General features: G+C 72.9%; 14 protein-coding genes. 5 read left to right on the top strand and 9 right to left on the bottom strand.

Annotation, left to right across the window (positions count from 1 at the left end):
* Window positions 1-4 precede the first annotated feature (4 nt).
* On the top strand, window positions 5-4,951 hold the full coding sequence (locus AB0946_RS04350; protein ID WP_366759089.1) for an NAD-glutamate dehydrogenase: 4,947 nt from the start codon (window positions 5-7) through the stop codon (window positions 4,949-4,951).
* Between the two features lie 247 nt (window positions 4,952-5,198).
* Window positions 5,199-6,593 carry a hypothetical protein gene (locus tag AB0946_RS04345; protein WP_366759144.1) on the top strand — a complete coding sequence of 465 codons (1,395 nt, stop codon included), beginning with the start codon at window positions 5,199-5,201 and terminating at the stop codon, window positions 6,591-6,593.
* Between the two features lie 26 nt (window positions 6,594-6,619).
* Here AB0946_RS04345 and AB0946_RS04340 read toward each other — a convergent pair whose 3' ends face one another.
* From AB0946_RS04340 to AB0946_RS04325, 4 genes are all read right to left on the bottom strand, one after another.
* The gene (locus AB0946_RS04340; RefSeq protein WP_366759088.1) at window positions 6,620-8,284 is read right to left on the bottom strand and encodes a glycosyltransferase family 2 protein; all 1,665 of its coding nucleotides are present in this window, start codon (window positions 8,282-8,284) and stop codon (window positions 6,620-6,622) included.
* Complete coding sequence (locus AB0946_RS04335) at window positions 8,281-10,491, bottom strand: CDP-glycerol glycerophosphotransferase family protein (protein WP_366759087.1); 2,211 nt, start codon at window positions 10,489-10,491, stop codon at window positions 8,281-8,283. The genes AB0946_RS04340 and AB0946_RS04335 overlap by 4 nt, the downstream gene beginning before the upstream one ends.
* A gap of 102 nt (window positions 10,492-10,593) precedes the next feature.
* On the bottom strand, window positions 10,594-11,493 hold the full coding sequence (locus AB0946_RS04330; RefSeq protein WP_366759086.1) for an ABC transporter ATP-binding protein: 900 nt from the start codon (window positions 11,491-11,493) through the stop codon (window positions 10,594-10,596).
* Entirely contained in the window at window positions 11,486-12,400 is a 915-nt protein-coding gene (locus AB0946_RS04325) for an ABC transporter permease (RefSeq protein ID WP_366759085.1), read from the bottom strand. Before AB0946_RS04325 ends, AB0946_RS04330 begins: the two co-directional genes overlap by 8 nt.
* 203 nt (window positions 12,401-12,603) lie before the next feature.
* Between AB0946_RS04325 and AB0946_RS04320 the strand changes: the two genes are divergently transcribed.
* A complete protein-coding gene (locus AB0946_RS04320) occupies window positions 12,604-13,242 on the top strand; it encodes a TetR/AcrR family transcriptional regulator (protein ID WP_171155728.1) in 639 nt (212 codons plus the stop codon).
* Window positions 13,243-13,393: 151 nt separating this feature from the next.
* On the opposite strand, the gene AB0946_RS04315 is transcribed toward AB0946_RS04320, so the two are convergent.
* Both AB0946_RS04315 and AB0946_RS04310 read right to left on the bottom strand, forming a co-directional pair.
* Window positions 13,394-15,010: a glycosyltransferase family 2 protein gene (locus AB0946_RS04315; RefSeq protein WP_366759084.1), complete on the bottom strand. Its 1,617-nt coding sequence runs from the start codon at window positions 15,008-15,010 to the stop codon at window positions 13,394-13,396.
* Between the two features lie 44 nt (window positions 15,011-15,054).
* Window positions 15,055-16,326 (bottom strand): glycosyltransferase 87 family protein, encoded by a 1,272-nt coding sequence (locus AB0946_RS04310; protein WP_366759083.1) that lies wholly within the window; start codon window positions 16,324-16,326, stop codon window positions 15,055-15,057.
* 231 nt (window positions 16,327-16,557) lie between these two features.
* On the opposite strand from AB0946_RS04310, the gene AB0946_RS04305 reads away from it, so the two are divergent.
* Window positions 16,558-18,036: a glycosyltransferase family 39 protein gene (locus tag AB0946_RS04305; protein WP_366759082.1), complete on the top strand. Its 1,479-nt coding sequence runs from the start codon at window positions 16,558-16,560 to the stop codon at window positions 18,034-18,036.
* Here AB0946_RS04305 and AB0946_RS04300 read toward each other — a convergent pair.
* Complete coding sequence (locus AB0946_RS04300) at window positions 17,984-18,475, bottom strand: MarR family transcriptional regulator (RefSeq protein WP_366759081.1); 492 nt, start codon at window positions 18,473-18,475, stop codon at window positions 17,984-17,986. The two genes, AB0946_RS04305 and AB0946_RS04300, sit on opposite strands and share 53 nt — an antisense overlap.
* 74 nt (window positions 18,476-18,549) lie before the next feature.
* Here AB0946_RS04300 and AB0946_RS04295 point away from each other — a divergent pair, with 74 nt between their 5' ends.
* A complete protein-coding gene (locus tag AB0946_RS04295; RefSeq protein ID WP_366759080.1) occupies window positions 18,550-18,963 on the top strand; it encodes an organic hydroperoxide resistance protein in 414 nt (137 codons plus the stop codon).
* A 60-nt stretch (window positions 18,964-19,023) separates the two neighbouring features.
* Here AB0946_RS04295 and AB0946_RS04290 read toward each other — a convergent pair whose 3' ends face one another.
* Window positions 19,024-21,225, bottom strand: coding sequence for a CDP-glycerol glycerophosphotransferase family protein (locus tag AB0946_RS04290; RefSeq protein ID WP_366759079.1), 2,202 nt, complete (start codon window positions 21,223-21,225; stop codon window positions 19,024-19,026).
* A gap of 6 nt (window positions 21,226-21,231) precedes the next feature.
* Complete coding sequence (locus AB0946_RS04285) at window positions 21,232-23,433, bottom strand: CDP-glycerol glycerophosphotransferase family protein (RefSeq protein ID WP_366759078.1); 2,202 nt, start codon at window positions 23,431-23,433, stop codon at window positions 21,232-21,234.

Below are 23,433 nucleotides of genomic sequence, written 5' to 3'. Positions count from 1 at the left end.
GACAATGCAGACCAAGCTGGACGAAGCCAAGGCCGAGCTGCTCGAACGGGCCGCCCGGGTAGCTGAGAACAGCCCGGTCGGGGGCCACCTACCGACCGGGACGACGAGCGAGGGCACCCCCGGCACCCCGGACAGCGAGTCCGTGCTCGCGTTCCTCCAGCGCTACTACCTGCACACCGCCCCGGAAGACCTCGCCGACCGCGACCCGGTCGACGTCTTCGGCGCAGCGGTCTCGCACTACCGTCTCGCCGAGACCCGCCCCCAGGGCACCGCGAACGTCCGGGTGCACACCCCGACGGTGGAGGAGAACGGGTGGACCTGCAGCCACACCGTCGTGGAGGTCGTCACCGACGACATGCCCTTCCTCGTGGACTCGGTCACCAACGAGCTGACCCGGCAGGGGCGCGGCATCCACGTCGTGATCCACCCGCAGTTCGTCGTGCGGCGGGACCTGACCGGCAAGCTGATCGAGGTACTGCCGGACCGGCCCGCCGGGCTCACCGGCGACCTCCCGCACGACACGCACGTCGAGTCCTGGATCCACGTCGAGATCGACCGCGAGACCGACCGCGCGGACCTGAAGCAGATCACCGCCGACCTGCTGCGCGTGCTGTCCGACGTCCGCGAGGCCGTCGAGGACTGGGAGAAGATGCGGGACGCGGCGGTCCGGATCGCCGACGACCTGGAGGGCGAGCCCGTCCCCGGCGACCTGCCCGGGCCGGAGGTCGAGGAGGCCCGCGAGCTGCTGCACTGGCTGGCCGACGACCACTTCACCTTCCTCGGCTACCGCGAGTACCAGCTGCGCGACGACGACACGCTCGCCGCCGTGCCCGGCACCGGTCTCGGCATACTGCGTGCGGACCCGCACCACGCCGAGGACGACCAGCACCCGGTCAGCCCCTCCTTCGAGCGTCTCCCGGCCGACGCCCGGGCCAAGGCGCGCGAGCACAAGCTGCTCGTGCTGACCAAGGCCAACAGCCGGGCCACCGTGCACCGGCCGTCGTACCTGGACTACATCGGCGTCAAGAAGTTCGACGCGGACGGCAACGTCGTCGGCGAGCGGCGCTTCCTGGGTCTGTTCTCCTCCGCCGCGTACACCGAGTCCGTGCGCCGCGTCCCGGTCATCCGCCGCAAGGTGGACGAGGTGCTGGAGCGCGCCGGGTTCTCGCCCAACAGCCATGACGGCCGCGACCTGCTCCAGATCCTGGAGACCTACCCGCGTGACGAGCTGTTCCAGACGCCCGCCGCGGAACTGCAGTCCATCGCCACGAGCGTGCTCTACCTCCAGGAGCGCCGCCGGCTGCGGCTGTACCTGCGCCAGGACGAGTACGGCCGCTACTACTCGGCCCTCGTCTACCTCCCGCGCGACCGCTACACCACCGGCGTGCGCCTTCGGATCATCGACATCCTGAAGGAGGAGCTGGGCGGCGTCAGCGTCGACTTCACCGCCTGGAACACCGAGTCGATCCTGTCCCGGCTGCACTTCGTCGTCCGGGTGCCGCCGGGCACCGAGCTGTCCGAGCTGTCGGACGCCGACAAGGAGCGCATCGAGGCCCGCCTGGTCGAGGCAGCCCGCTCCTGGGCCGACGCGTTCGCCGAGGCGCTGACCGCCGAGTGCGGCGAGGAGCGCGCGGCCGAGGTGCTGCGCCGCTACGGCAACGCCTTCCCCGAGGGCTACAAGGCCGACCACAGCCCGCGTGCGGCGGTCGCGGACCTGGTCCACCTGGAGCAGCTCGGCGAGGACAAGACCTTCTCGCTGAGCCTGTACGAGCCGGTGGGCGCCGCGCCCGAGGAGCGCCGCTTCAAGATCTACCAGAAGGGCGGCTCGGTCTCCCTCTCGAAGGTGCTGCCGGTGCTGAGCCGGCTCGGTGTCGAGGTCACCGACGAGCGGCCCTACGAGCTGCGCTGCGCGGACCGCATCACCGCCTGGATCTACGACTTCGGTCTGCGCATGCCGAAGGCGGCGGGCGGCGGTGAGTACCTGGGCGACGACGCCCGCGAGCGCTTCCAGGAGGCCTTCGCCGCGACCTGGACCGGTCAGGCCGAGAACGACGGCTTCAACGCGCTCGTGCTGAGCGCCGGGCTGACCTGGCGGCAGGCCATGGTGCTGCGCGCCTACGCCAAGTACCTGCGGCAGGCCGGCTCGACCTTCTCCCAGGACTACATGGAGGACACCCTCCGCAACAACGTCCACACCACCCGGCTCCTCGTCTCCCTGTTCGAGGCGCGGATGTCCCCGGAGCGGCAGCAGGCCGGTGTGGAGATCACCGACGCGCTGCTGGAGGAGCTGGACGCGGCGCTGGAGCAGGTGGCCAGCCTGGACGAGGACCGCATCCTGCGGTCCTTCCTGACCGTCATCAAGGCGACCCTGCGCACGAACTTCTTCCAGGACGCGTCCGGCGGCCGGCCGCACGACTACGTCTCCATGAAGTTCGACCCGCAGGCCATCCCGGACCTGCCCGCGCCGCGCCCGGCGTACGAGATCTGGGTGTACTCGCCGCGCGTGGAGGGCGTGCACCTGCGTTTCGGCAAGGTCGCCCGAGGTGGCCTGCGCTGGTCCGACCGGCGCGAGGACTTCCGTACCGAGATCCTCGGCCTGGTCAAGGCGCAGATGGTGAAGAACACCGTCATCGTGCCGGTCGGCGCCAAGGGCGGCTTCGTCGCCAAGCAGCTGCCCGACCCGAGCGTGGACCGCGACGCCTGGCTCGCCGAGGGCATCGCCAGCTACAAGACGTTCATCTCGGCGCTGCTCGACATCACCGACAACATGGTCGCGGGCGAGGTCGTGCCGCCGCGGGACGTGGTCCGGCACGACGGCGACGACACCTACCTGGTGGTCGCCGCGGACAAGGGCACCGCGACCTTCTCGGACATCGCCAACGACGTCGCGAACACCTACAACTTCTGGCTCGGCGACGCCTTCGCCTCCGGTGGTTCCGCCGGCTACGACCACAAGGGCATGGGCATCACCGCCCGCGGCGCCTGGGAGTCCGTGAAGCGGCACTTCCGCGAGCTGGGCGTGGACACGCAGAGCGAGGACTTCACGGTCGTCGGCATCGGTGACATGTCCGGTGACGTGTTCGGCAACGGCATGCTGCTGTCCGAGCACATCCGCCTGGTCGCCGCCTTCGACCACCGGCACATCTTCATCGACCCCGACCCGGACGCGGCCGTCTCCTACGCCGAGCGCCGCCGCCTGTTCGAGCTGCCCCGCTCCAGCTGGGCCGACTACAACACCGAGCTGCTGTCGGCGGGCGGCGGGATCTTCCCGCGCACGGCCAAGTCGATCCCGCTCAACAGCCACATCCGCGCGGCGCTGGGCATCGAGGGCAAGGTCGCCAAGATGACCCCGGCCGACCTGATGAAGACGATCCTCACGGCCCCGGTGGACCTGCTGTGGAACGGCGGCATCGGCACGTACGTGAAGGCGTCGACGGAGTCGAACGGGGACGTCGGCGACAAGGCCAACGACGCCATCCGCGTCGACGGCCAGGACCTGCGGGTCAAGGTCGTCGGCGAGGGCGGCAACCTGGGCCTGACCCAGCTCGGCCGGATCGAGTTCGCCCTGCACGGTGGCAAGATCAACACCGACGCGATCGACAACAGCGCCGGTGTGGACACCTCCGACCACGAGGTGAACATCAAGATCCTGCTGAACGGCCTGGTCGCGGACGGCGACATGACCGTCAAGCAGCGCAACAAGCTGCTCGCCGAGATGACGGACGAGGTCGGCGCGCTGGTCCTGCGCAACAACTACGCGCAGAACACCGCCCTGGCCAACGCCCTGTTCCAGGCGAAGGACATGCTCCACGCCCAGCAGCGGTTCATCCGCCACCTGGTGCGCGAGGGCCACCTGGACCGGGCGCTGGAGTTCCTGCCCACCGACCGGCAGATCCGCGAGCGCCTCGCCCAGGGCCAGGGCCTCACCAGCCCGGAGACCGCCGTCGTGCTCGCGTACACGAAGATCACGGTCGCCGAGGAGCTGCTGCGGACCTCGCTGCCGGACGACCCGTACCTGCGCGGACTACTGCACGCCTACTTCCCGACGGCCCTGCGCGAGCGGTTCGCCGAGGCGATCGACAACCACCCGCTGCGCCGTGAGATCACCACGACCGTGCTGGTCAACGACACGGTCAACACGGGCGGTACGACGTATCTGCACCGGCTGCGCGAGGAGACCGGGGCCTCCCTGGAGGAGATCGTCCGCGCCCAGACCGCGGCCCGCGCGATCTTCTGCTCCGCGCCCGTGTGGGACGCCGTCGAGGCCCTGGACAACCGGGTCGACGCGGTCGTCCAGACCCGCATCCGCCTGCACTCGCGCCGTCTGGTCGAGCGCGGCACCCGCTGGCTGCTCAACAACCGGCCGCAGCCGCTCCAGCTCGCCGAGACGGTGGAGTTCTTCGCCGAGCGGGTCGAGCGGGTCTGGCAGGAGCTGCCGAAGCTGCTGCGCGGCGCGGACGCGGCGTGGTACCAGCACGTGTACGACGAGCTGTCCGCGGCCGGCGTCCCGGACGAACTCGCCACCCGCGTGGCCGGCTTCTCCTCCGCCTTCCCGACGCTCGACATCGTGTCGGTGGCCGACCGCATGGGCAAGGAGCCGCTGGACGTCGCCGAGGTCTACTACGACCTCGCCGACCGGCTGAACATCACCCAGCTCATGGACCGCATCATCGAGCTGCCGCGCGCCGACCGCTGGCAGTCCATGGCCCGCGCCTCCATCCGTGAGGACCTGTACGCGGCGCACGCGGCCCTCACCGCGGACGTCCTCGCGGCGGGCAACGGCACCTCGACGCCGGAGCAGCGGTTCGAGGCGTGGGAGCAGAAGAACAGCGCGCTCCTGGGCCGGGCCCGCACCACGCTGGACGAGATCCGCAGCTCGGACTCGTTCGACCTCGCCAACCTGTCGGTGGCGATGCGCACGATGCGGACGCTGCTGCGGACGCACTCGTAGCCGTACGGCGGGAAGGGCGCCGCGGGGACCGTCTCCCCGGGGCGCCCTTCTTCTTGCCCGCTTCTCGTACGAAACGTGCGGAGAACTTACCTTTTCCTGCTCTTCGCGGCGGGTCGGATAGGGTCGGCGTGTGCACACCGCGCCGTCTGACACCGAACAGGTGGACCGTACGGCACCACCGGGCGGCTCCGCGTCGCGCGTGGGCCGTGAGCTGCCGCAGGTCGCCGCCGCGCTCGTCGTGGTGCTGATGTTCTGGGTCGTCGTCCGCCTGCCGTGGGCGGGCGACCTCGGCATGCACGCGGCCACGATCCAGCGCTTCCGGCACAGCCTGCTGCACCCCGGCAACCCGCTGGTCGACGCCGGCACGCCGAGCCCGTACCACTCACCCTGGATGCTGCTGCTCGGCACCGTCGCCAAGCTGACGGGCCTGTCCGTCTTCGTGGTCCTGCGCCTGGCCGCGCTCACCGGCCTGGGTCTGCTGGTGACGGGCGTCCGGTGCTACGTCCGTACGCTGAGCGGCCACCGCGCCGCCCCCGCGCTGGCCTTCCTGAGCCTGGTCTTCCTCTGGGGGCCGCTGCTGTTCGACTGGAGCGGCTTCGTCGGGCTGAACTCCCTCGCGCTGACGGTGTCGTACCCCAGTGTGTTCGCGCTCGGGCTCGCCTTCCACTTCTGGGCCTGGCTGACGCGGGCGGTGCGCGGGGAGGCGACCTGGGGGGCGTGCCTGGGGCTGGGTGCGCTGTGGGCGGTGATCCTGCTGTGCCATCAGTTCACCGGTGTGGTGGCCTCGTTGGGCGGGCTGGCCACGGTGCTCGCGGCGCGGCCGGCGCGCGGGGCGCTGCTCCGGCTGGGCACCGGACTGCTGCTGGGTCTGCTGGTGCTGTGGCTCTGGCCGTACTACGACTTCTTCGCGCTGTTCTCCGCCGGCGCGGACCTGGAGGCCGTCCACCGGCCGCTGTACCAGCACCTGGCCGGGCGGTTCGGGCTGGTGCTGCTCGGGGTGGTGGCACTGGGCCCCCGCCTGCGCAGGGACCACCGCGACCCCCTGGCCCTCTTCTTCCTGTTCGGCGCGCTGGTGTTCGCGGCGGGAGGTCTGACCGGCCACTACTCCTGGGGCCGCGCCCTGCCCGCCGCGCTGATCCCCGCCCAGCTCGCGGCGGCGCTGGAGACGGTGTCGGCGGGGCGCGCCGCGGCGCGGCGCGGGTGGGCGTGCGTGCTGCTCGCCGCGCTGGCGGTGGGGGCCTGGACGCAGGCCGGGACGCTCGGGTACGCGGTGCCGCGGGACGCGCTGCCCGGGGCGGTCGCGGCGAAGTACCGCACGCCGTGGACGGGTTACCAGTGGATCATGCGGGCGGGGGTGCGGTACGGGGACGTGGTGATGGCGCGCAAGTTCCCGGCTCGGCAGATCCCCGCGTACGGCCCGTACACCGTGGCCCCCGGCTACCCGGATTTCTTCCTCCCGGACGCCGGACGGAGACAGGCGGCGGTGGACCGGTACTTCTCGCCGGCGACGGGTGCGGGGGAACGGCGGGCGGTCCTGCGCGAGTACGGGGTGAAGTGGGTCGTGGGCGGTGCCGAAGCGCCGTGGCTCCGCAGGACGGCCGTGGGCCCGGGTGGACAGGTCCTGTACCGAGTGGTGCCCTGAGCCGACGGCACGACAGTTCCCCGCGGTTACTTCAGCGCACTCGCCACCAGCCGCGCGGCGTTCCGTACGCGCGGTCGCGCCAGGCGGCGGACGGCCGGCCGGGTGATCCGGGCCGTCACCCCGACCGGGCGCCAGCGGAACTGGAGCCGGCCCGGGTTGCGGCCCTCCGGTTCGACGGTCAGCTCGTGGGGGGCCGCACCGCGGTGGTAGTCGATGCGGGCCGTACGGGCCGGGAAGTCCAACGGCGCCAGGAGCAGACCGGAGTGGGACAGGCCCTGCTGCTCCAGCCGGACCAGGGGGTGCCGTACGCCCTGGAAGCCGTGGAGCGGGACCGGCGCGGACGCGAGGTCGAGGCGGACCGTGCCCTCGAAGACGCCGGGGCGGACCGGGTCCAGACGGAAGGGGGTCGTCATGCGGCGCCGGCCGGGGGTCAGGAGCAGGGACGCGCGCTGAGGCCCCACGGGCAGGCGCAGACCGGGGTCGTAGGTGCGGATCGCCAGGGTCAGGGTCGCCCCCGCACCGGCCGTCAGCCCCGTGATCTCGTGCCGGAACAGGGCGGTCGGGAACGGCCGGGTGTCCAGCTCCAGCTCGGACACGTCCAGTTCGCGGCGGGCGCGGTCCGTCGCGGGCACGGTGTCACCCCAGTACGGGACCCCCGTACCGTCGGCCGTCACCCGCCGCGGTGCCACCGCGTGCCCCAGTCCGCGCGCCGCCAGCCGGGCCTCGTCCGTGCGGCCGTCCCGCAGCAGCTCCAGCACCACCCGCTCGGCACGCGGCAGCCGGCCGTACGCCTCGGGGGAGAGGGTGTCGAGGTAGGGGTTCATGATCTCCGCGAAGGACGTCAGCCACTCCTCGTCCCGGTACGGCAGGTCACCGGCGTACATCCGGAAGTCGTGCTTGAGGAACTTGTAGTCCTTGTCCTCCCGCAGCCCCGCGTGCCCGCTGCTCACCAGGAACTCGTCGATCAGCCGCTGGACGTGCACCCGGTCGCCGACGTTGGAGATCTTGTGCCGCTGGTTGGAGATGGAGGCGGAGGAGGCGTCCGCGAACGGCTCGATGTACCAGACGTACACCGGGTCCGGGATGATCGTGAACGCCCGCGCCAGGCAGTACGCCTGCGCCGAGAACAGCTGGTCCTCGTAGTGGATGCCCTCGGGGAAGCGGAGCTGGTGGCGGTCGAGGAAGGCGCGCGCGTACATCTTGCTCGTCGACAGGTGCTCGAAGAGGAGACGGGGGTCCGCCTCGATGCCCTCCAGGGTGCGGCGCTCGGCGACCAGGTGCGGCATCCAGGTCGAGCGGCGGCCGTTGTCCACCCGGACCCGGCGGACCGCGCCCATGGTGAAGTCGACGTCGCGCTCGCGGTGCGCGGCGAGCAGCGACTCGACGGCGCGCGGCGGGAGTTCGTCGTCGCTGTCGAGGAACATCAGGTAGGGCGCCCGGGCGATCTCGATGGCCCGGTTGCGCGGGGCGCTGCATCCGCCGCTGTTCTCCGGCAGCCGGATGTAGCGGATGCGGTGGTCCTGGGCCGCCAGCTCCCGGGCCACCGCGGGCGTCCCGTCCGTGGAGTGGTCGTCGCTGATGACGATCTCGATGTTCGCGTGGGTCTGCGCGCGCAGCGAGGCCACCGCGCGGGGCAGGCGGGCCGCGTCGTTGTAGACGATGACCGTGACCGTGACGTCGGGGCGGGTCATGCCGTGGCCTCCTCGGGCGTGGGGGCGGGGGTGCGGTCCTCGATGGGGAGCACCGGCGGCAGCGCGTCCTCCGGTTCGTCCAGGAACACCCGGCGCACGACCCGTTCGGCGGCGCGCCCGTCGTCGTACTCGCAGAACCGGCGCCGGAACGCGGCCCGCGCCTTGGCCGCGCTCTCGTCGCGCCAGGCACCGGAGAGGAAGATCTCGGCCAGCTCCTCCTGGGTGCGGGCGACCTGGCCGGGGTGTTCGGCCATCAGGTCGAAGTAGACGCCGCGGGTGGTCCGGTACGTCTCCCAGTCGTCGGCGTAGATCACGATCGGGCGGTTCAGGTTGGCGTAGTCGAACATGATCGACGAGTAGTCCGTGACCAGCGCGTCGGCGGCCAGGCACAGCTCCTCGACGGGGTCGTAGGCGGAGACGTCGATGATCCGGCCGGAGCGGCGCAGGCCGGTCAGCGGGGAGGCGGCGCCGCCGTAGAAGTAGTGGGCGCGGACGAGCAGGACGGTGTCGTCGCCGAGGCGGTCGGCGAGGGCGGCGAGGTCGAGGCGGGGGGTGTAGCCGGCCTCGTAGTCGCGGTGGGTGGGGGCGTAGAGGACGGCGGTCCTGCCCGGGGCGATGCCGAGGCGCTCACGGGCCGCGCGGACGTCGGCCGTGGTGGCCGTGTAGAAGACGTCGTTGCGCGGATAGCCGTAGTCGAGGGACGTGTAGCGGGACGGGTAGGCACGCTGCCACATGCGGGTGGAGTGGCTGTTGGCGCTGACGCTGTAGTCCCACTTGTCGACCCGGGTCAGCAGGGCGGCGAAGTCCAGGCCCTTGGCGGCGGCCGGGTGGTCCATCTGGTCCAGGCCCATGCGCTTGAGCGGGGTGCCGTGGTGGGTCTGGAGGTGGACCGCGTCCGGGCGTTTGACCACGGCGTTCGGGAAGTTGACGTTGTTGGTCAGGTACTTGGCGGTGGCGAGGGTCTCCCAGTAGCGGCGGGTGCCGGGGACGACGTGGTCGGTGCCGGGCGGCAGCAGGGCCTCGTTCTGCTTGTTCACCACCCACACCGGGCGGATGTGCGGGGCGAGTTCGGCGAGCTTGGCGGCGATGGCGGCCGGGTTGCAGGCCACCCCGCGCTCCCAGTAGGCCGCGAACACGGCGAGGTGCGGGTCCACCGGGCGGCTCAGGGCGCGCTGGTACTGGTGGTCGCGGATCCTGGTGCTCAGCTGCCGCTTGCGGGTGCGTACGGCCTTGCGGGCGGCGCGGCGGGTGCGGTTGGCGGCCTGGAACGCGCGGTACTTGGTGTACGCGCCCTCCTCCAGCAGCGCGTGCCGCACGCCTTCCGGGCCCGCCGGGCGCCGGTGGCCCTCGGGGCGCCAGCGGACCGCGGCCACGGAGGCGCGGCGGAAGAACTCGCGGGCCACCGGGTCGGGCAGCTCCTCGCGGGCGAAGGTGCGGATGAGGTCGCGCACCATCAGGTCGTACAGCACCGTGCGGGGGGCGCGGCGGTCCCTGGCGAGCGCGAGCAGGGACTCGTAGCGGTCGATGAGCCCGAGCCGGTCCTCGGGGGCGCGCGGCGGCAGGCTCTCGGGGCGCAGCACGCGGTGCTCGTACGCCGTCTGGTTGAGGCAGGCGATCCGGCCGGCGTACAGCAGGGCCGCCTGGGCGGCGCGCTGCTCGTCGTCGGTGTTCAGCCGCTCCTCGTGGGCCCGCCAGAACGCGGCGCGCAGGGCGCGGTTGCCGAGCAGCGGGGTGAGCCGGAGCAGGTCGGCGGTCTCGTCCAGGGACCGGCCCGCCCGGCCGACGGCGGCGAGGTGGCGGCCGTCGCGGGAGGGCTTGGCGGCGGTCTGCCAGGTGGTGGTGACGTGGTCGAAGAGGAGGACGTCGACGGGGTCGGCGGAGGCGGTGGCGTCCAGTTCGGCGGTCCGCTCGGCGATCAGGCGGGGGGCGCCGGCCGGCAGGCCGTCCTTGGCGTGGACGAAGTGCAGCCAGCGGCCGGACGCGCGGGCGGCGCCGACCGCCCGCGCCTGCGGGTCACCGGTGCCGTCCGGCAGCGGGACGACGATCGTCTCGGGCGCGTGGTGCTCGGCCGTCTCCTGGGCCCAGTCGCCGACGGCGGCGACGATCACCTCGCAGCCGGTGAGGGGATGGGCCTCCAGGGAGTCCAGCAGATCGGTCAGATGCCCCTGTGCGTTCGGCCCGTGGACGATCACGCTCAACTGGGGCATCGCGATGGACTCCTTCGGCTCGTCGTCTCCCGCCGCACCCTTCATAACATACTGTCATTAAGCGTATGAAAGGGATAACTACGGTTGGCGTAAGAGCTGCGCTCAGGAAGGAAGACCGGCTTTCACGGCGTCCGGTTGCGGTGCGCCCGCTTTTGTGGCATCCGGCTTCGCTTTTGTGGCATCCGCCTTAGGCGCGGGCTTCTTCGGGGCCGGTTTCTTGTCACCGGTGAACGCCTCGTACTCCTTCATGACGTCCTCGGTCGGCCCGTCCATGCGCAGCTCGCCGCGTTCCAGCCACAGGACCCGCTCGCAGGTGTCACGGATCGACTTGTTGTTGTGGCTGACCAGGAAGACCGTGCCCGCGTGCTGCCGCAGCTCGCGGATCCGCGCCTCCGACCGCTTCTGGAAGGAGCGGTCGCCCGTGGCCAGCGCCTCGTCGATGAGCAGGACGTCGTGGTCCTTGGCGGCGGCGATGGAGAAACGGAGCCGGGCGGCCATGCCGGAGGAGTACGTGCGCATCGGCAGGGTGATGAAGTCGCCCTTCTCGTTGATCCCCGAGAAGTCGACGATGTCCTGGTAGCGCTCCTTGATCTGCTCCCGGGACATGCCCATGGCGAGCCCGCCGAGGAACACGTTCCGCTCGCCCGTGAGGTCGTTCATCAGGGCGGCGTTGACGCCCAGCAGGGAGGGCTGGCCGTCGGTGTAGATGCGCCCGTTCTCCACCGGGAGCAGGCCCGCGACCGCCTTCAGCAGGGTGGACTTCCCGGAGCCGTTCGTCCCGATGAGCCCGATCGCCTCACCCTTGTGGGCGACGAAGGACACTTTCTTGACCGCGTGCACCTTGCGCACGCCGGCCGCCTTCTCGGCCTGCTTGCGGCGCAGGATGCGGTTGAGGGCGGCGGTGGCGGAGCCCCGGCCGGCGCCGGTGCCGTTCACCCGGTAGACGATGTCGACGCGGTCGGCGACGACGGTGGGGACCTTCTCTTCGCTGCGCTCAGCCACGGCCGTACGTCTCCTCAGCCTTCCAGAAGTAGATGAAGCCGCCGATGCCCGCGGCCAGGGCCCAGCCGATCGCCGCCGCCCACACGTGCGGGGGCAGCTGGCTCGCGTGGAAGCTGTCGATCAGCGCGAACCGCATCAGGTCGATGTAGACGGCGGCCGGGTTGATCTCCAGCAGGACGGTGACGACGTGCGGCAGGTCGTCCTTGTCGGCCAGCTTGTCGATGCTCCACATCACGCCGGACACGTACATCCAGGTGCGCAGCACGAACGGCATCAGCTGGGCGATGTCCGGGGTCTTCGCGCCCATCCGCGCCATGACCATCGACACACCGGCGTTGAACGTGAACTGGAGTGCCAGCGCCGGCAGGGCCAGCACCCAGGAGACGGAGACCGGCACGCCGAAGCAGAGCAGGATGACGACCAGCGCGGCCATCGAGAACAGCAGTTGCTGGAGCTGCTGGAGCGCGAAGGAGATCGGCAGGGCGGCGCGTGGGAAGTGCAGGGCGCGGACCAGGCCGAGGTTGCCGGAGATGGCCCGGGTGCCCGCCATGATCGAGCTCTGCGTGAAGGTCCAGATGAACACGCCGGTGACCAGGAACGGCACGTAGTCGGGCACGTTGTGCTTGGTGCCGAGCAGCACGCCGAAGATGAAGTAGTAGACCGCCGCGTTCAGCAGCGGGGTCATGACCTGCCAGACCTGGCCGAGCTTCGCCTGGCTGTACTGCGCGGTGAGCTTGGCGGTGGCGAAGGCGCCGATGAAGTGGCGGCGGGCCCACAGCTGGCGGACGTACTCCGGCAGGGTGGGGCGGGCGCCGCTGACCGACAGGCCGTGCCGGGCGGCCAGCGCCGCGAGATCGTCGTCTGCCGGGGCCCGGGTGGGGGGCGGTGTGTGGAGGACCTGGCTCACATCCGCTGCTTTCGCTCGGGGGGAGGGGGTGCTGCGCCCGGCTTTCGCCGGGTTCGCCGCGTCCGGGCCCGTCGTCCGGCGTTTACTTACGCTTCTCTTCACGTTCTCTTACGTCGGGACGGGACCGTATCGTCGCAACGCGAGCGTAAGTCCAACAGACGTCGGGACGCAACCGTTTCGTCGTAACGCCCTATGCTGTCGGTATGACGACGAACGCCGCCGAGTCAGCCGACGAGCCGCCGGCGCGTCCGCGCCGCCGGGCGCCCGCCGGGGCGGCCGTGCTCCGCGAGGACGTGACCGAGGCGATCCGCGCGGCCGTCTTCGAGGAACTGGCGGCCGTCGGGTACGCGCGCATGTCCATCGAGGGGATCGCCCGGCGGGCCGGGGTCGGCAAGACGGCGGTGTACCGGCGGTGGCGTTCGAAGCTCCACCTGGTCCTGGACGTCGTCTCGGCGATGGCGGTGACCGGGTTCCCGGTGCCCGACACCGGCTCCCTGGAGGGTGACCTGCGGCTCCTGTACGAGGTCACGTCCCGCGCCCTGCGCCACCCGGTCGCGTCCCAGATCATCCCCGACCTCCAGGCCGAGGCGGCCCGCAACCCCGAGATCGCGGACGCCTTCCAGAAGGCGCTGCGGGACGGGCAGCAAGGGGTGGCCAGCGGAATCATGGCGGCGGCCGAGGGGCGGGGCGAGGTCCGCGCGGGCGTCGATCCCGACCTGGCCCTGGACCTGATCTCCGGGCCGCTGTACTGGCGCTCGGTGGTCATCCGCTCCCCGAAGCTGCCCAAGGGGTACCTGGAGAGACTGGCGCGGGCGACGGCGGGTGCGCTGAAGGCGCTCTGAGACGCCCGCAAGGAGCGCGGCGGACCGCGCGAACAGCCACGGCGGGCCCGGCGCCGGCGCACGGCCCGGACCCCGGCGGCGGGACCCCGCGACCGTGCCGACTCCGGAGGCTCAGCCGCACCTGTCGTACCCGCCGGATGTCCGCCGTGCGTCAGTGGAGCAGGCGGCGGAGCCGGCCGCGGGCCACGGTCAGCACGCCCCGGAGGCCGGTGGCCACCCGCAGGGCCAGCGCACCGGAGTGCGTGGCGTACGGCTGTGCCAGGAGTACGCCGTGCACGGCGCTCGGCACGGCGCGCCGGCGCAGCCGGCCCGCGCCCGTGAGGGCGTGTGCCGTCGTCTCGCGCCGGGTGCCGTCCGGGAAGCGGAGGGTCAGACGCAGGTCCCAGGTGCCCGCGCCGAGCCGTGCCAGGTCGACGGGCACCTCGGCGGACCAGCCGTCCGGGCCGGAGGGCGAGAGCGCCACCGCCGTGCGCCCGCGCCCGCGGTCGTCGTCGCGCGCGTGCCACTCCACGTCCACCTCGGGCGGCCCCGCCTCGGCCACCCTCCCGTACAGCTCGTGCAGCCGCAGGCGCAGCAGTGAGGTCCCCGCGCGGGGGCGCAGTTCCGCGTCGACCGCGAGCGGGAGCGCGGCGACGGGCCCGGTCAGCAGGGGAGTCAGGGAGACCTCGGGGAGGTCGGCGGACCAGACCGGGCCGCCCTCGGGGGTGCGGGCGTACGGCGGGAGCAGACGGGCCGGGCGGGCGGCGAGTTCGCGCAGGCGGGGCAGGTCGCGCGGCTCGGGGGAGGCCAGGACGACCCGTGCCAGCAGGCCCCCGGGGGTGGCGGGGTCCGGCTCCCGGCCGGCCGCGTCGTAGCGGGCGAGGTACGCGCGGGTGTGCGCCCACCAGGCACGCCGGTACCGCGCGTCGCGCAACCCCAGCTCGCGCGCGTACATGCGCAGGTCGTGGTCGAGGAACTTGGCGCGTGCCGCCCGGGCCAGTTCCTTCTGCCCGGCGTCCAGCAGGATGTCGTACGCCAGCGCGCACGCCTCGACACGCGCCGTCCAGTTCCCGATCCCGCCCCGGTCCAGCGAGAGCGACAGCCGCCCGGCCGACCGGCGTACCTGCCAGACGTAGACCCGGTCCGGGACCAGCGCGACGCGCGGGGACGCGGCCAGCAAGCGCGCGGTGAAGACGAAGTCCTCGTAGAGGAAGCGGCCCTCGGGGAAGCGGATGCCGTGGTCGCGCAGGAAGTCGGTGCGGTACAGCTTGTTGACGCACAGCGTGTCCTGGACCAGCCCGGGGTGCTGCGAGGGGCGCGCGAGGACGGTGTGCGCCGTGTAGAGGGCCGCCTGCCAGGGCTGTTCGCGCCCCGAGGGCAGCTCCCGGCGCACGCACAGACCGCTCGCGACCTGGGCGCGCGCCTGCGTGGCCGCCGTCAGCAGCGCGTCCACCGCGCCGGGCGGCAGCACGTCGTCGCTGTCCAGGAACATCACGTACGGCGCGGTCGCCGCGTCGATCCCGGTGTTGCGCGGACTGCCGCAGCCGCCGCTGTTCACGCTCCGGCGCACCACCCGCAGCCGCGGCTCACCGGCGGCCAGCCCGGCGAGCAGGGCGTCGCTGCCGTCCGTGGAGCAGTCGTCCACGGCGATCACCTCGGCGACCGCGGACCCCTGCGCCAGCGCCGAGCGCACGGCCTCGCCCACATGGGCGCGGTCGTTGTAGCCGATGACGACCACGGCGACCTGAGCCGTCGGGGCCGGGTGCGTCTTGCGCGGTGCTGGATGCATGGGGTCCCCGGGCCGGGAGCGTGGGAAGACTCGGTGATGCGCCGTCAGGAGGCGCTCAGTACTCGCTCCCGAAGACGGTCGGAACCGGGCCGGGGTTGCGTCCTCGGCACCGGCCGTCCGGCCGGCGGCCGCGTGGACCGCCACAGCCGTACGAAGGACAGCACGGCGGCGGCCGTCAGCAGCCCGTTGCGGGACAGCATCAGCAGGCACCCGGCCCAGCTGCCGTCGATCACCTCGCGGTAGTACATCGGGAACGCCACCGTGCTCAGCGCGGACGCCAGCAGGATCAGCACCGCCACCGGCCGCTGGCCGGTGTGCCGCGAGGTCAGGCACACGGCGGCCAGCCCGATCAGCCAGATCATGTACTGGGGGCTGATGACCCGGCTGGTGACCGTGAACAGCAGCACCGCGCTCAGCGCCGCGTCGTACGGCGTCGCCTCGTTCCAGCGGCGCGCCCGCACCCGCCACAGCACCAGCAGCCCGAAGGAGACCGCCGTCAGCGTCAGCGAGGCGGTGGCGACGGCGTGCACATGGGGGCCGGTCATCTCGATCGCGCCGTACTGGTAGCGGGCCCGGCCCGGCCAGCCGAAGTGCCGGGCCAGATTGAGCGCCGTACCGCCGAGCGACTCGATCTGCACGCCCCGGCCGCCCTGCTCCCGCAGGAAGGACAGCGGATGCGTGAAGAGGGCCGCGAGCACGGCCAGGCACGCGCCCCCGGCCCACGCCCCCCACGCCCACGCCGTGCGCGTCGGCCGGCCCCGGGGCGTGCCCAGCAGCACCAGCGCCGGCCACACCTTCACCAGCGCGCCCAGCGCCCCGAGCACACCGCCCGCGCGCGGGGAACGCGCCGAGGCCAGCAGGGACAGCACGGCCAGGGCGGTGACCTGGACGTCGTACCGGGCGAGCGGCATGTGCAGCAGCAGCGGCAGACCGCCCGTCCACAGCGCCGCGCCGAGCAGGCTCCGCCCGGGCCGGGTGCCCGTGCGGAGCAGCGCCGCCGTGGTCAGCGCGTCCACGCCCAGGGTGAGCGCCACGAACGCCTCGAAGTACGTCAGGCCCGGCAGCAGGCCCGGCGCCAGCAGCACCGCGCCCGCGCCCGGCGGGTACTGCCACAGCGTGTCGTGCACCGGGAAGGAACCGTGCGCGAGGACGCCGTACCAGTGGAAGTACAGCCGCCACACCTCACGGGTCACCGAACCGCCGCCCAGCAGCGGGGCGCCGCCGTGGACGAGCAGCCACAGCATCAGGGCGCGGGTGGCGAGCCACAGGGCGGCGAGGGTGAGGACCGGGCCGGGGGTGACACGGAGACGGTTCATCACATGGGAGCCTAAGCGGTACGGATGGTGTAATCATGCTGATACGCCGTCAAGAGCCGCAAATATTGGCTAATCGCAAGAGATCGGGCCGAGGTGAACGTCGGGCTTCCTGCGAAACCGCAGTCGCGTCGGGCGGCTGGAACGACCACGGACGTACCGACAGGTGCAACGAGCCACCCCCCGCACGGGACACTCGGGCCCACCCGCCTCCACCGGGCCGCCGTCGTGGGCGTGCCCGCGCTGGTGATGCTCGCGCTCGGGCTCTGGGGCCTGGACCGGGGCGGCATGTGGCGCGACGAGGCGGTCAGCTTCCAGGTCGGGCGTCGCACGGCGCCGCGGATCTGGCTCCTGCTGCACGACGTGGACGCGGTGCACGGCCTGTACTACCTGCTGCTGCGGCCGGTCCTCGCCGTCCACCCCGGTGAGGTCGCCCTGCGGCTGCCGTCGGTGTGCGCGGCGGCCCTCACGGCGGGTCTGGTGGCCGCCCTCGGTGCCCGGCTGGCCCGGCCGCGGGTCGGCCTGTGGGCCGGGCTGCTCTACGCCGTCTCGCCGATGGCCGGCCACTACGCGCAGGAGGGCCGCTCCTACGCCTTGGTCGCGGCCGGCGCCACCGCGGCGACCCTGTTGTTCGTCCGGGCCGTGCGGTGCGGGTCGTGGTGGCCGTACGCCGCGGTCCTCGGACTCACCTGCTGGCTGCACGAGTTCGCGGTGCTGCTGCTCCCCGCCCACGCGGTGTCGCTGGCGCTGGCGCGGGCCGGGGCGCGGGTGTGGCGGGGGTGGGGGAGCGCGGCGGCGGCGGTCGCGGTCGCGCTGGTGCCGCTGGTGCTGGTCTCGCGGTGTCAGTCGGCGCAGGTGGCCTGGTTGCGCACGCCTACGGCGGATACGGCGGAGAGGTTGCTGAGGAGGTTCCTGGGGCCGTCGGACGAAGTGTTCTGGGTGTGTCTCGCGCTGGCCCTGGTGGGGCTGGTCGGCCTGGTGGGCAGGCGGGGGGAACCGACGTGTGCCGGGGTGGCGTTGCCGCTGGTCGTGGTGCCGCCGGCGGTGCTGATGCTGGCGTCCCAGTTCTCGCCGCTGTACGTCGACCGGTACGTGCTCTACGCGCTGTCGGGGGCGCCGCTGCTGGTGGCGTCCGGGGCCGAGCGGGTGGCGGGGGCGGTGAGGCTGCGGCCGCTCCCGTGGTCCGGCGCGGTCCCCTTCACCGGCGTCCTCGCCGTCGCCCTCTGCCTCCTCCACCAGTTCCCGCTCCTGCGGGAGGACCGCGACCCGGGCGGCCGGCCGGATGATCTCGGTGCCGTCTCCCGCGCCGTCGCGCGCAGGGTGGAGCCGGGCGATCCCGTGCTGTTCGTGCCGGCGTCGGCGCGGAACGTGGCGCTCGCCTACCCGGGGGCGTTCCGGGGGACCCGGGACGTGGCGCTCGTGGCGGGGGCCGCCGGGTCCGGGACGCTGTACGGGCGCGAGGCCGCTGCGGCTCAGGTGCGGCGCAGGCTCGCGCGGGTGGACCGGGTGTGGGTCGTGGCGGACCGCAAGCTGCTCACCGGCCGCGAGGCACCGGGCAGTCCCGTCGATCAGGCGAAGACCGACGTGCTGGGGCGGGAGTTCCTCGGGCAGGACGAGACCGTGCGGGGCGGGATGACCGTACGGCTGTACGTCCGCCCGGTCAGCCCGCTGCTCGCGCCTCAGCCTCCGCCGCCGCGTCCAGGGCCGTCGTGAGCCGCTGCAGGCGGGCGTGCAGGTCGACGACCTCCGCCAGGTCGAGGCCGGTCGCCGACATGATCCGGGGCGGCACCTCCAGGGCCCGCTCGCGCAGGGCCGTGCCCTCCTCGGTGAGGTGGACCCGGACCGAGCGCTCGTCCCGCGCGCTGCGCTCGCGCCGCACCAGACCGGCCCCCTCCAGCCGCTTGAGGAGGGGGGAGAGCGTGCCGGAGTCGAGCCGCAGCTGTTCGCCGAGCTTCTTGACGGGCAGGTCGCCGTGTTCCCACAGGACCAGCATCACCAGGTACTGGGGGTAGGTGAGCCCCAGGTCCTTGAGGATCAGGCGGTAGACGCTGTTGAAGGCGCGGGACGCCGCGTGCAGCGAGAAGCAGATCTGGCGGTCCAGTCGCAGCCACTCCGTGTCGGTCATGGGTCCAGGATAGCTCTTGCGGTCCATTTAGTTGTGCACAACTCAGTTGTGTGCTCTACTTGTGCTCACAACGAACCGAACACCCGAGAGGGATGGTCTTCATGGACGCGCTCTACACCGCTGTCGCCACCGCCACCCACGGCCGCGAGGGCCGCGCCGTCTCCTCCGACGGCAAGATCGACCTCAAGCTGGCGCCGCCGGTGGAGCTGGGCGGCAACGGCGAGGGCACCAACCCCGAGCAGCTCTTCGCCGCCGGGTACGCCGCCTGCTTCGGCAGCGCCCTCGGACTCGTCGGGCGCCAGGCGAAGGTCGACGTCAGCGACGCGGCCGTCACCGCCGAGGTCGGCATCGGCAAGCAGGGCGAGGGCTTCGGGCTGAAGGTGACCCTGCGCGTGGAGCTGCCCGACACCCTGGACCAGGAGACCGGCCGCAAGCTCGTCGAGACCGCCCACCAGGTCTGCCCGTACTCCAACGCCACCCGCGGCAACATCGACGTCGACCTGGTCGTCGAGTAGGCACCGCGCACACCCGAGGGGGCCGGCCCGGCCGGGGCCGGCCCCCTCGAATGTCCCCCGCTAGGCCGACGTCAGCGTGTCCGGGGAAGCCGCCTGGCCCGGGATCCGGGGCACCGGGGCGGGCATCGGCTCGCCCAGCAGCAGGGTCCGTACGACCCGTTCGGCGGCCCGCCCGTCCTCGTACGCGCAGAACCGGGCCCGGAAGTCCGCGCGCAGCCGCGCCGACTCCTCGTCCCGCCACCCGCCCGAGGCGAACAGCCAGGCCAGCTCCCGGTAGGAGTGCGCGACATGGCCGGGCGGCTCGGCGGTGATGTCGAGGTAGGTGCCCCGGCTCGCCGTGAACGCGGCCCAGTCGTCGGCGTGCACCACGATCGGCCGGTCCAGGTTGGCGTAGTCGAACATGACGGACGAGTAGTCGGTGACCAGCGCGTCCGCCGCCAGCAGCACGTCGGACAGCCGTGGTTCGTCGGTCGCGTCCACCAGGACCCCGCGCCTGGCCAGCTCCGTGAGGCCCATGCCGCGCGCGTGACCGTTCGCCAGCGACGGGTGCAGCCGGACCACGAGGGTGTGCCCCTCGCCGAGGTCGGCCGCGAACCGGGCCGGGTCGAACCGCTCCACGTACCCGCCGCGGCGGTAGTCCCGGCGGGTCGGCGCGTACAGCACGACCGTGTGGTCCGCCGGGATGCCGTGCCGCTCCCGGAAATCGCTGTGACCGCCGTTCACCAGCACGTCGTTGCGCGGGCTGCCGGTGCGCACCGAGGTGAAGTGGCAGGGGTAGGCCCGCTCCCAGACCAGCTCGGAGTGGCGGTTGGCGACCAGGCTGTAGTCCCAGCGGTCGGCCCGGCGCAGCATCTGCGGCACGTCGAAGCCGAGCCGGGCGCCCGGCTTGTCCAGCAGGTCGGCGCCCGCGTACTTCAGCGGGGTGCCCTGATGGGTGTGGATGTGCACGCTGCCGGGGCGCTTGGAGAGGCCGCCGGGCCAGTTGACGTCGTTGACGAAGAACTTCGCGCGCGCGGTCACCTCCAGGTAGCGCCGGGAACCGACGATCACGTGCTCGACGCCGGCCGGCAGCCGCGCGGCCGTCTCCGCGTCCCGCACCACCCACACGCCGCGCAGCCGGGGGGCGATCTCCCGGGCGGCGGCGTGGACGGCCGCCGGGTCGCCGAGCACACCCCGGTGCGAGGACGCCGAGTAGACCACGAGGTCGTCGTCGAGCGGCCGGAGGGTGTGCAGGGCCGTCCAGCCGGTGCGGGCCCGCGCGGCGGCTGCCCGGCGCGCCCGGTCCGCCCGCCGGACAGCCTCCCGCCCGGCCCGCGCCGCCTGCCGCCTGACCCGGTACCCGGCCCAGGAGCCGGTCAGCACGGCGACCTCCCCGTCCACCGGGGCGCCCTCCGGCCGGTGCCGGCGGAACATCTCCGCCGTACGCCGGAAGAACTCGGCCTTGTCGGCGGGCGGCAGCCGGTCCGGCTTGGCCAGGATGTCCAGGCAGTGCTCGCCCATCTTGCGGTGCAGGTACGGCCGCCAGGCCGCCAGCTCCGGCCGCTCGGCCACGAAGGCGAAGACCCGCTCGTACTGGTCGTGGATGTCGAAGTGCTTGCGGCTGGTGGTGGACAGGATGTTGCCCTGCCGGCGCTGCCGGTAGTTCAGGCAGATCCGGTCCAGGGCGGTGATCCGGCGGGCGCTGAGCATGACCGGGAACGTCCAGGGGGTGTCCTCGTAGTAGCCCGGCGGGAACGCGAAGCCGTGCTCCGTGACGAACTCGCGCCGGTACACCTTGTTCCAGACCACCATCAGCAGGTCGAGGACCTGTGGGTACTCGGAGACGGCGAACGTGTCGGGCGCCTGTGCCAGGACGTGCGCGAGGACGTTGCGCCGGGTGCCGCCCCACCAGTAGGTGCGCGCGTAGTCGAAGACGAGCACGTCCGGGTCCCCGGCCTCGGTGAGCCGGTCGGCGACGGCCCGCAGCGCGCCCGGGGTGAGGGTGTCGTCGCTGTCCAGGAAGAGGAGGTAGTCGCCGGTGGCGTGCGGCATGCCCGCGTTGCGGGCCCGGCCGAGGCCCACGTTCTCCGGCAGGTGCAGCACCCTCACGCGCGGGTCGCGGTCGGCGTACTCGTCCAGGATCGCGCCGCAGCCGTCGGGGGAGCAGTCGTCCACGGCGATCAGTTCGAAGTCGCCGAAGGACTGTCCGAGCACGGAGTCCAGGCACTCGCGCAGGAATCCCTGCACCTTGAAACAGGGCACGATCACACTGAAGCGGGGCACGGCGGGTCAGCTCCTCACGAGGGTCGCGGCGGCGGGTGCGGGGATGCGCTCCGCGAGCGGGATCACGGCCGGAACCGCCTCCGGCGGCTCGCCGAGCAGCACCCGCCGCACGACCCGCTCGGCGGCCCGCCCGTCGTCGAACTGGCAGAACCGCTCCCTGAACGCGGCCCGCAGCGCCCGGGCCTCCGGGCCCGCGTAGGAGCCGTCGCGGAAGACGGCGGCCAGCTCCCCGGGGGTCCGGGCGACCAGCCCCGGCGGCTCGGCCATCAGGTCGAAGTAGACGCCCCGGGTCTCCCGGTAGACGTCCCAGTCGTCGGCGTACACGACGATCGGCCGGTCCAGGTTGGCGTAGTCGAACATGATGGACGAGTAGTCGGTGACCAGCGCGTCCGCGGCCAGGCACACGTCCTCGGCGGAGCGGTGGGCGGTGACGTCGATGATCCGGCCGGAGCCGCGGACGCCACCCCGGTCGTAGAAGTAGTGGGCGCGCAGCAGCACGACGACGTCCTCGCCGGCCGCCGCGCAGAACGCCTCCAGGTCCAGGCCGGACTCGAAGCCGCTGTGGTGGTCGCGGTGGGTCGGCGCGTACAGCACGGCCGTCCTGCCCTCCGGGACGCCCAGCTCCCGCCGGATCCGGGCCACGTCCCGCGCGGTCGCCGTGTAGTAGACGTCGTTGCGCGGATAGCCGTACTCCAGGTGCTCGTAGGAGCCGGGGAAGGCGCGCTCCCACATCTGGGTGGAGTGGCGGTTGGACGACAGGTTGAAGTCCCAGCGGTCGACCCGGCCGAGCAGCTTGGTGAAGCTGCCGGACTGCGCGGCGACCACCGGGTACGTCGACTGGTCCACACCCATCGTCTTCAGCGGGGTGCCGTGCTGGGTCTGCACGTGCACGCTGCCCGGCCGCTTGACGACGCCCTCGGCGAAGTTGGCGTTGTTGATCAGGTACGTGGCGCGGGCCAGCACCTCCCAGTAGCGGCGGGAGCCGATCACCGCGTACTCGACGTCCCCCGGCACGGCGTGTTCCTGGCCGGCCTCGACCAGGAACACCGAGCGGATGTGCGGGGCGAGTTCCCGGGCCTTCGCGTGGATCGCCGCCGGGTTGCAGGCGTAGCCGCGGCCCCAGTAGGCGCAGTACACCGCGAGGTTCGGGTCGAGCGGGCGGCGCAGGTCGCGGGCGTAGCGCAGCCGGGTGCGCAGCATGTGCGGGCGGGGCAGCCGCCCGGCGGCGGCGCCGGCCGCCCGGTTGGCGCCGCGCAGGGCCCGGAACGCCGTGTACGCGCCCGCCGCCAGCAACCGGTGCTGCACGCCCAGGCTGCCCCCCGGCACCGGGTGGCCGGCCGGCCGGTGCCGCCGGTACAGGCGGGCCGCCCGGCGGAAGAACGCCCGGCGCCCGGACAGCAGCCGCTCCGGCCGGGACGCCGTCTTCAGCACCACGGCGAACAACTGGTCGAACAGCGGCCCCGTCCGCTCGGCCGGCAGCGCGCGCTCGGCCGCCCGTGTCAGCACCCGCTCCACCTGGTCCAGCAGGGTGTGCTGGTGCGGCCCGGGCAGATTGAGCCGGCTGCCCTGGCGGCGCACCCGGTGCCGTACGACGGTCCGGCGCAGCACCGCGATCCGCTCGGCGGCGACGGTCACCAGCCCGCCCCAGCCGAGGTCGGTGAAGTGGCCCTCGGGGAAGGCGAGTTCCCGCTCGGTGAGGAAGGCGCGGCGGTAGACGGCGCTCCAGGCGGGGAGCTGGACGCCGGTCAGCGCGGGCCGGTCGGCGGGGGCGAACGCACCCTTCGGGGCCCCGGCGAGCAGCGGCGCGGCCGGGTTCGTCGGCTCGCCCTCCCACCAGGGGACACGCTCGTGCTCGGCGTACAGCACGTCCACGCCGGCCGTCTCGGACAGCCGGGCGTCCAGCGCCGCCAGCGCGCCCGGCAGCAGCAGGTCGTCGCCGTCGAGGAACAGCAGGTACGTGCCGGTCGCCGCCCGGATGCCGGCGTTGCGCGCCCCGCTCAGCCCTTCGGACGGCGGCGAGTGGACGGGGGTCACCCGGGAGTCCCGCTCGGCGTACCCGGCGGCGACCTCGGCGGCCGGGGCGTCGGGGGCGTCGCAGACCGGGATCAGTTGCAGGTCGCCGAAGGACTGGCACAGGACCGAGTCCAGCGCCTGGGACAGCCGGCCGGTGACCCCGTGGGACGGGACGATGATGCTGAAGCGGGGCAT

The sequence above is a fragment of the Streptomyces sp. NPDC046870 genome, assembly GCF_040704595.1.
Taxonomy (GTDB): Bacteria; Actinomycetota; Actinomycetes; order Streptomycetales; family Streptomycetaceae; genus Streptomyces; species Streptomyces argyrophylli.
Note: the sequence above shows the minus strand (reverse complement) of the source record. Positions and strands in the feature narration are given on the sequence as shown.

Coding starts and splice junctions, on each gene's coding strand:
- AB0946_RS04335 (WP_366759087.1), bottom strand. CDS start 10,491: ATGCCCCAGTTGAGCGTGATCGTCCACGGGCCGAACGCACAGGGGCAT.
- AB0946_RS04295 (WP_366759080.1), top strand. CDS start 18,550: ATGGACGCGCTCTACACCGCTGTCGCCACCGCCACCCACGGCCGCGAG.
- AB0946_RS04320 (WP_171155728.1), top strand. CDS start 12,604: ATGACGACGAACGCCGCCGAGTCAGCCGACGAGCCGCCGGCGCGTCCG.
- AB0946_RS04315 (WP_366759084.1), bottom strand. CDS start 15,010: ATGCATCCAGCACCGCGCAAGACGCACCCGGCCCCGACGGCTCAGGTC.
- AB0946_RS04350 (WP_366759089.1), top strand. CDS start 5: ATGCAGACCAAGCTGGACGAAGCCAAGGCCGAGCTGCTCGAACGGGCC.
- AB0946_RS04345 (WP_366759144.1), top strand. CDS start 5,199: ATGTTCTGGGTCGTCGTCCGCCTGCCGTGGGCGGGCGACCTCGGCATG.
- AB0946_RS04285 (WP_366759078.1), bottom strand. CDS start 23,433: ATGCCCCGCTTCAGCATCATCGTCCCGTCCCACGGGGTCACCGGCCGG.
- AB0946_RS04340 (WP_366759088.1), bottom strand. CDS start 8,284: ATGACCCGCCCCGACGTCACGGTCACGGTCATCGTCTACAACGACGCG.
- AB0946_RS04300 (WP_366759081.1), bottom strand. CDS start 18,475: ATGGACCGCAAGAGCTATCCTGGACCCATGACCGACACGGAGTGGCTG.
- AB0946_RS04310 (WP_366759083.1), bottom strand. CDS start 16,326: ATGAACCGTCTCCGTGTCACCCCCGGCCCGGTCCTCACCCTCGCCGCC.